The sequence below is a fragment of the Streptomyces sp. NPDC054840 genome, from assembly GCF_053611065.1.
Genome location: NZ_JBSGZP010000320.1, coordinates 1 through 8,081, shown reverse-complemented (window position 1 = coordinate 8,081; position 8,081 = coordinate 1). Strand labels below are relative to the sequence as shown.

Genomic DNA, 8,081 nt, shown 5'->3' with positions numbered 1-8,081 from the left:
GTCCCCCCGTTCGCGGGGCCGGGCGACGGCCAGTCACCCCGAAACGGAAGCCGAGGGGGTACGCATGGGTGGCGATTTCGGTGGCGCACGGGACCGCGACCGGCAGCCCGGGCCCACCCACGGCGACCGCCCCGGATCCGGAGCTCACCGCGGGCGGGCAGCGAGCCGATCCGTCCGCACCCCCACCGCCCGCCACGGCGGACTCGTCGCGCTCGCCGCCTGCGTCGGCATCTGGCTCGTGACCAGCGGTTCGCGTGAACCCGTCGGACCGCCGCTGCCCTCCTCCGCCGAGTCACTGACCGCCGCCGGCGTGGTGGGCCCCGGGATCGCCCCGCTCCCCGGTTCCCCGCCGACCCGGATCCGGATCCCCTCCATCCGGGTCGACGCCCCGCTGACCGGCCTCGGCCTCGATCGGCGCGGCAGCCTCGAAGTGCCGCCGCCGGACCGGCGCGACCTGGCCGGCTGGTACCGCGACGGCACCACACCGGGCGCCACCGGCACCGCCGTCGTCGCCGGGCACGTGGACGACGCCGCCGGGCCGGGGGTCTTCTACCACCTGGGCGCGCTGCGCCGCGGGGCCTCCATCGAGATCCCGCGCGCCGACGGCCGTACGGCGGTGTTCACGGTCCACGCGGTCGAGGTCTACGACGCCAAGACCTTCCCCGACACCCGCGTGTACGGGCCTTCTGCGCGCGCCGAGCTACGGGTGATCACCTGCGGCGGCGGCTTCTCGCCCCGCACGGGCTACCGCGGCAACGTGGTGGTCTTCGCCCACCTCACGGGGACGTATTAGGCCGTCCCTTCCGGATCTTGCCGGGCCCGGCCCGCGTGACAAGATCCGGAGGAGACGGCCTACGTGTATTGCCCTGGAGCGCGTTCCGGCGGGTCAGCCCCACTGTTCGAGGCCGAGCTTGAGCACCAGCGCGCCCACCACCGTCAGCAGCACGGCCCGGACGAAGCCGCTGCCCTTCTTGAGCGCCATACCGGCTCCGATCATGCCGCCGGCCAGGTTGAACACCGCCATCAGCGCGGCCGGCTGCCACAGCACCATGCCCTGGTAGGCGAACATCGCGAGCGCTCCGCCGTTGGTGCAGCAGTTCACGATTTTGGCGGTGGCGGATGCGGTGACCAGGTCGAGGTGGAGCAGCGCCGTGAGCGCGAGCACCAGGAAGGTGCCGGTGCCGGGCCCGATGAGGCCGTCGTAGAAGCCGATGCCCAGGCCCGCGAGCCCGATGGTGAGCAGTACCCGCTGCCGGCTGACGGGCGCGGTCGAGGGGGCGGTACCGAAGCCCGGCTTGAAGATCACGACACCCGCGACGATCACGAGTACCAGCATGATCAGCGGACGGAGGGCGTCCTTGCTGATGCCGCCGGCGAGGACCGCACCGCCCATCGAGCCTGCGAGCGCGGTCAGACCGATGCGGACGGCGAGCTTCACGTTCACCGGGGCCTTGCGGGCGAACGTCACTGCCGCCCCGGCGGTGCCGACGATGGCCACGGCTTTGTTGGTGCCGAGGACGGTGGCCGGGTGGGCGTTCGGCAGCCCGAGCAGGAGCGCGGGCAGGAGCAGCAGGCCGCCGCCGCCCACCACCGCGTCGATCCAGCCGGCCGCGGCCGCGGCCACGCACAGGACGATGATCATGGTCGTTGACATGTCAGCCACGGCTCGACCCTACGGAGCGGTTGCCGCGCCGCCCCGAGCAGGGTCACCACCCCCGCACCACCCGGCATCCCACCCCTCACCCGCACCGCCGCATCCCGCATACGGAGTACGCCAAGGGCGCGGATGACGGCCCTGACGAGCCTTGAGGCCCTTGAGGAGGGCCTCACCGGCTCTGGACCCGGGCGCTGAGGTCGGCGTTCCGTCCGGGTAACAGAGGCGATGCCGTGGGGAAACAGCGGCGGCGCACGCTCGTGGCATGACCTCGGACAAGCGTGTGGTGGTGATCGGCGGCGGCCTCGCGGGCCTGCGGCTCGCGCAGCGGCTCGGCCCGGCCGCTGCGGTGACCGTCCTCGGCGAGGAGACCCACGTCCCGTACAACCGGGTCCTGCTCGCCGAGGTCCTCGCTGGCCGGTACGCACCGGAGGTGACGGCCCTCCCGGCACCCGGCCCGGCGCTGCGGCGGGGGGTCCGGGCGGTGCGCGTGGACCGCGAGGAGCGGGCCGTGCACTGCGACGACGGCACGGTGGCCCGGTACGACACGCTGGTCCTGGCCACCGGTTCGAACGCGGTGCTCCCGCCGCTGCGCGGGCTGTTCGAACCGGAAGGGCGGGACCTCCCGGACGGGGTGCACGCCTTCCGCACGATGGACGACTGCCTGGCGCTCTCGGCGGCCGTGCGGCCCGGGGCACGCGTGGTGGTGATCGGCGGGGGCCTGCTGGGCGTCTCGGCGACCCGTGCGCTCGCCGCGCGGGGCGCGCAGGTGGTCCTGGCACAGCAGGGCGAGCGACCTGGTCCTGATGGAACGCCAGCTGGACGCGGACGCCTCCGCGCTGCTGGCGACGCACCTGACCGAGCTCGGCGTGGAGATCCACACGGAATGCCGGGTCCGCGGCCTCGTCACGGCCGGCTCGGCCCCGCCGGCGTTCGAGGCGCGCGGGTCCGGGGGCGGAGCCCCCGGCAACGGCGCCGCACCCGGGCAGCGGCGGGTCACCGGGGTCGAGCTCGCCGACGGCTACCGCCTCGACGCCGACCTCGTCGTCCTCGCCTGCGGCGTGCGCCCCCGCATCGGCCTCGCCCGGGCCGCCGGACTGGAAGTCCGCACCGGCATCGTGGTCGACGACCACCTCCGCACCAGCGACCCCCGCATCCACGCCATCGGCGACTGCGCCGAGCACGCCGGCCGGGTGTACGGCCTCGCGGGCGCCGCCCTGGAGCAGGCCGAGAGCCTGGCCGCGCTCCTCACCGGCGAGCCCACGCGCTACGCCGGCACCCGCGCCCTCACCCGCCTCACCCTCACCACCGACGGGGACCGCTCCCTCGATCTCGCCGCCTTCGGCGAGACCACCCCCCTCCCCGGCGACGACGTGGTCCGCCTCGCCGACGCCACCCGCCGCACCTACCGCAAGGTCGTCCTGCGGGGCGACCGCCTCGTCGGCGGCGTACTGCTCGGCGAGCTCTCCACCGTGGGGGCCCTCGCCCGCACCTGGGAGGGCGAGGAATCCCCGGACGACCTGTTCCACCTGCTCACCGACGACGGAGGCCACTGAGATGACCGAGCCCCTGCCCACGATCGTGCTCATCGGGCACGGCATGGTCGGCCAGCGCTACCTCGAAGCACTCGCGGAGCGCGGGGTCACCGCCACGCACCGGATCACCGTGCTCTGCGAGGAGCCCCGGCCCGCTTACGACCGCGTGCACCTGACCTCGTACTTCTCCGGCAGCACCGCCGAGGACCTGTCCATGACGCCCGCCGGGTTCATGGAGCAGCACGGCATCGACCTGCACCTCGGCGACCCCGCCGAGCACATCGACCGGGCCGCCCGTACCGTGACCTCCCGGTCCGGGCAGGTGTTCCCGTACGACGTCCTCGTGCTGGCCACCGGCAGCTATCCCTTCGTGCCGCCGGTCCCGGGCAAGGACGCCCCCGGCTGCTTCGTCTACCGCACGATCGAGGACCTGCTCGCGATCGAGGAGTACGCGAAGACCAGGAGCTCGGGCGCGGTCGTCGGCGGCGGTCTCCTCGGGCTGGAGGCCGCCGGCGCCCTCCAGGGCCTGGGCCTGGCCACCCGTGTCGTCGAGTTCGCCCCGCGCCTGATGCCCGTACAGGTCGACGAGGGCGGCGGCGCGGCCCTGTTGCGCACCATCCAGTCCATGGGACTGACGGTCCACACCGGCGTCGGCACCCAGGAGGTGGTGACCGGCGAGGACGGCCACGTCAGCGGCATGCGGCTCTCCGACGGCTCGGTCGTCGACACCGACCTCGTCGTCTTCTCCGCCGGCGTCCGCCCCCGCGACCAGCTGGCCCGCGACGCCGGACTGAATGTCGGCGAGCGCGGCGGCATCGCGGTCGACGCCCGCTGCCGCACCTCCGACGCGCACGTCTACGCCATCGGCGAGTGCGCCCTCGCCGTCGACGGCCGCGTCTACGGGCTGGTGGCCCCCGGCTACGAGATGGCCGAGACGGCCGCCGACGACCTGCTGGGCCGTGAGAAGGAGTTCACGGGAGCCGACCTCTCCACCAAGCTCAAGCTCCTCGGCGTGGACGTGGCCTCCTTCGGCGACGCCCACGGCACCACCGCGGACAGCCTCGACGTCGTCTGGTCCGACTCCCGCTCCGGGGTCTACAAGAAGCTGGTCGTCTCCCCCGAGGGCGTCCTCCTCGGCGGGGTGCTGGTCGGCGACGCGGACTCCTACGGCCTGCTGCGCCCGCTCACCGGAAGCGTCCCGCCCGTGTCCCCCGAGCAGCTGGTGCTGCCCGCCGGGGTCGGCGCCCCGGTCGCGCTCGGACCGTCCGCCCTCCCCGACCACGCGGTGATCTGCTCCTGCCACAACGTCACCAAGAAGGCCATCGCCGCCTGCGCCACCCTCGCCGAGGTCAAGAAGTGCACCAAGGCGGGCACCGGCTGCGGCAGCTGCGTCAAGGTGATCGGACAGTTGCTGCCCGCCGCCACCGACAAGGGACTGTGCGGCTGCTTCCCCTTCACCCGGGCCGAGCTCTACGAGATCGTCCGTACCCGCCGGCTGACCTCGTACGAGGCGATCCTCGACGGGCACGGCCGCCCGGAGGCCCGCGGCGGCGACGGCTGCGAGGTCTGCAAGCCCACCGTCGGCTCGATCATCGCCTCGCTCGCCCCGACCCTCGGCGCGAGCGGCTACGTCCTGGACGGGGAGCAGGCCGCTCTCCAGGACACCAACGACCACTTCCTCGCGAACATGCAGCGCAACGGCTCCTACTCGGTCGTTCCGCGCATCCCCGGCGGTGAGATCACCCCCGACAAGCTCATCGTGATCGGCGAGGTGGCCCGGGACTTCGGCCTCTACACGAAGATCACCGGCGGGCAGCGGATCGACCTCTTCGGGGCGAGCGTGGACCAGCTCCCGCGGATCTGGGCGCGGCTCGTCGACGCCGGGTTCGAGTCCGGGCACGCGTACGGGAAGGCCCTGCGCACGGTGAAGTCCTGCGTGGGGCAGACCTGGTGCCGCTACGGGGTGCAGGACAGCGTCCGGATGGCCATCGACCTGGAGCTGCGCTACCGAGGGCTGCGCTCCCCGCACAAGCTGAAGTCGGCGGTCTCGGGCTGCGCCCGCGAGTGCGCGGAGGCGCAGAGCAAGGACTTCGGCGTCATCGCGACGGCGAGTGGCTGGAACCTGTACGTGGGCGGCAACGGCGGGGCCACCCCGCGCCACGCCGACCTGCTGGCCCAGGACCTGTCGGACGCGGAACTGGTCCGCCTGATCGACCGGTTCCTGATGTTCTACATCCGCACCGCCGACCGGCTGGAGCGGACCTCCACCTGGCTGGAGCGGCTGGAGGGGGGTCTGCCCCACCTGCGGGACGTGGTCGTGCACGACTCGCTCGGGCTGTGCGCGGAGCTGGAGGCCCTGATGGCCGACCACGTGGCGCACTACCGGGACGAATGGGCCGAGACGCTTCAGGACCCGGAGCGGCTGCGCCGGTTCGTGTCCTTCGTCAACGCGCCCGGTGCCCCCGACCCGACCGTGAAGTTCGTCCCCGAGCGTGACCAGGTCAAGCCCGACCTGGCCGTCCTGACCATAGGAGGAGCCGTCCGATGACCGTGGAACTGCAGGTTGCGCAGGGCTGGCTGACGGTGTGCGAACTGTCCTCGCTGATCCCCGGGCGCGGGGTGGCGGCGCTGCTGCCCGACGGGAGCCAGGCCGCGGTGTTCGTCGACCGCGCGGGGCGCCCGTACGCCATCGGCAACCAGGACCCCTTCACCGGGGCGCAGGTGCTCTCGCGCGGGCTGGTGGGGACGGCCGGGGGCCGGCCCTTCGTGGCCTCCCCGCTGCTGAAGCAGCGCTTCGACCTGGAGTCGGGGCGCTGCCTGGACGACGAGGAGACGGCGGTCCGGACCTACCCGGTGCGGACCGCCGTGACCTCGTGACCGCCTGACCGCCTGACCGCCTGACCGCCTGACCGCCTGACCGCTTGACCGCAGGGTGGTCGTCAGCTCTGGACCATCGACGGGTCCATCCACATGATCTCCCAGGTGTGGCCGTCGAGGTCGTCGAAGGCGCGGCCGTACATGACGCCGTGGTCCTGGGCGGGGCGGGGTTCGGTGGCGCCGGCCGCCAGGGCCCCGTCCACCAGCTCGTCGACCGCGGTGCGGCTCTCGGCGCTCAGGCAGAGCAGCACCTCGGACGTCTTCGTCGCGTCCGCGATCTCCTTGTGGGTGAAGTCCTTGTAGCGGGCCTCGGTCAGGAGCATCGCGACGATGGTGTCGCTGATGACCATCGAGGCGCAGTTCTCGTCGGTGAACTGGGCGTTGAAGGAGTAACCCAGCTTGCTCCAGAAGGTCTTGCTGGCCTCCAGGTCCTTGACCGGCAGGTTGACGAAGATCATGGTGGCGGACATCGAGGTCTCTCTTCTCTCGTGTGCGGTGTTTGCATGCGTGCTGCGTGCTGCGTGCTGCGTGCTGCTCGGTGCTGTCGAGAGGTAGACCGCGGGTCCCCGGGAAACTCATCGCTGCCCGCGAAGTTTTTTCGCTTTTTCTTTCCGGAGCACGAAACCGCAGGTCAGGCAAGTGTCCGTCGAGCGGTCGCTCATGCGTCATGGGAAGTTGGGGCCACGGCAACTGGCGCCTCCTAGGTTCCTCGACGCGTGCGCCCCCGCGTCCGACCGGCCGCGGGGCCTTCCTCCCACAGGAGTGACCGTGGAACGTCGTACCTTCCTGCGCGGTGCGGTGATCGGTTCGTCGGCCGCCGCCTTCGGCGGCACGTTGATGCACGGGGCCGCCTACGCCGCCCCCGCCCAGCCCGGAGCCGGACCCTACGGGGCGCTCGGCGCGGCCGACGCCAACGGCATCATGCTGCCCAGCGGCTTCACCAGCCGGATCATCGCCCGCTCGGGCCAGACCGTCAGCGGTACCTCGTACACCTGGCACAGCGCCCCTGACGGCGGTGCCTGCTTCGTCGACGGCTCGGGCTGGATCTACGTGTCCAACTCGGAGATCAACCCCTCCGGCGGCGCGAGCGCGGTGAAGTTCAACTCCTCCGGCACCGTCACCGGCGCACACCGGATCCTGTCCAACACCCGGCAGAACTGCGCGGGCGGCAAGACCCCCTGGAACACCTGGCTGTCCTGCGAGGAGGTCGACCGCGGCTTCGTGTACGAGACCGACCCCTACGGGGTGAACGCGGCCGTGCAGCGCCCCGCGATGGGCCGGTTCAAACACGAGGCGGCCGCCGCCGACCCGGTGCGCCAGGTGATCTACCTGACCGAGGACGAGACCAGCGGCTGCTTCTACCGCTTCATCCCGGCCACCTGGGGCAACCTCTCCTCCGGCACCCTCCAGGTCCTCAAGGCCGGCACCGCCACCTCCGGCTCCTTCACCTGGCAGAACGTGCCGGACCCCGACGGATCGCCGACCGCGACCCGCAGCCAGGTCTCGGGCTCGAAGAAGTTCAACGGCGGCGAGGGCTGCCACTACGCCAACGACACCGTCTGGTTCACCACGAAGGGCGACAACCGGGTCTGGCAGCTGAACCTCACGAACAGCACGTACGAGCTGGCCTACGACGACTCGCTCGTGCCCGGCGGCGCGGCCCCGCTGACCGGCGTCGACAACGTCACCGGATCCTCGTACGGCGACCTGTACGTCGCCGAGGACGGCGGCAACATGGAGATCTGCCTGATCACCCCGGACGACGTGGTGGCGCCCTTCCTGCGGATCACCGGCCAGTCCTCCTCCGAGATCACCGGCCCGGCCTTCTCCCCCGCCGGCAACCGGCTCTACTTCTCCAGCCAGCGCGGTACGAGCGGCAGCTCGTCCGGCGGCATCACCTACGAGGTGACGGGCCCCTTCCGCCTCTAGCCTCACCGGCGCCCGAGGCGCGGGGCCCGGGGCAGCGCCCCGCAGACTTCCAGCCTCACCGGCGTTCGAGGCGCGGGGCCCAGGGG

General features: G+C 72.4%; 6 protein-coding genes and 1 pseudogene. 5 read left to right on the top strand and 2 right to left on the bottom strand.

All coding sequences use genetic code 11. The features are described 5' to 3' along the window. Positions 1–64: 64 nt before the first annotated feature. The gene (locus ACWGIU_RS21975; protein ID WP_453708261.1) at positions 65–793 is read left to right on the top strand and encodes a class F sortase; all 729 of its coding nucleotides are present in this window, start codon (positions 65–67) and stop codon (positions 791–793) included. A 93-nt stretch (positions 794–886) separates the two neighbouring features. Here ACWGIU_RS21975 and ACWGIU_RS21970 read toward each other — a convergent pair whose 3' ends face one another. Then, entirely contained in the window at positions 887–1,663 is a 777-nt protein-coding gene (locus tag ACWGIU_RS21970; RefSeq protein WP_453708259.1) for a sulfite exporter TauE/SafE family protein, read from the bottom strand. Between the two features lie 256 nt (positions 1,664–1,919). On the opposite strand from ACWGIU_RS21970, the pseudogene ACWGIU_RS21965 reads away from it, so the two are divergent. From ACWGIU_RS21965 to nirD, 3 genes and pseudogenes are all read left to right on the top strand, one after another. Beyond that, positions 1,920–3,210, top strand: a pseudogene (locus ACWGIU_RS21965) (NAD(P)/FAD-dependent oxidoreductase). A gap of 1 nt (position 3,211) precedes the next feature. Further along, positions 3,212–5,737, top strand: coding sequence for a nitrite reductase large subunit NirB (gene nirB / locus ACWGIU_RS21960; RefSeq protein WP_453708258.1), 2,526 nt, complete (start codon positions 3,212–3,214; stop codon positions 5,735–5,737). Then, complete coding sequence (gene nirD / locus ACWGIU_RS21955) at positions 5,734–6,066, top strand: nitrite reductase small subunit NirD (protein WP_030715551.1); 333 nt, start codon at positions 5,734–5,736, stop codon at positions 6,064–6,066. Before nirB ends, nirD begins: the two co-directional genes overlap by 4 nt. A gap of 62 nt (positions 6,067–6,128) precedes the next feature. Here nirD and ACWGIU_RS21950 read toward each other — a convergent pair whose 3' ends face one another. After that, positions 6,129–6,536: a VOC family protein gene (locus ACWGIU_RS21950; protein WP_365266605.1), complete on the bottom strand. Its 408-nt coding sequence runs from the start codon at positions 6,534–6,536 to the stop codon at positions 6,129–6,131. Positions 6,537–6,834: 298 nt separating this feature from the next. Between ACWGIU_RS21950 and ACWGIU_RS21945 the strand changes: the two genes are divergently transcribed. Next, the gene (locus ACWGIU_RS21945) at positions 6,835–7,995 is read left to right on the top strand and encodes an alkaline phosphatase PhoX (RefSeq protein ID WP_453708255.1); all 1,161 of its coding nucleotides are present in this window, start codon (positions 6,835–6,837) and stop codon (positions 7,993–7,995) included. The last annotated feature ends 86 nt before the right edge of the window (positions 7,996–8,081 follow it).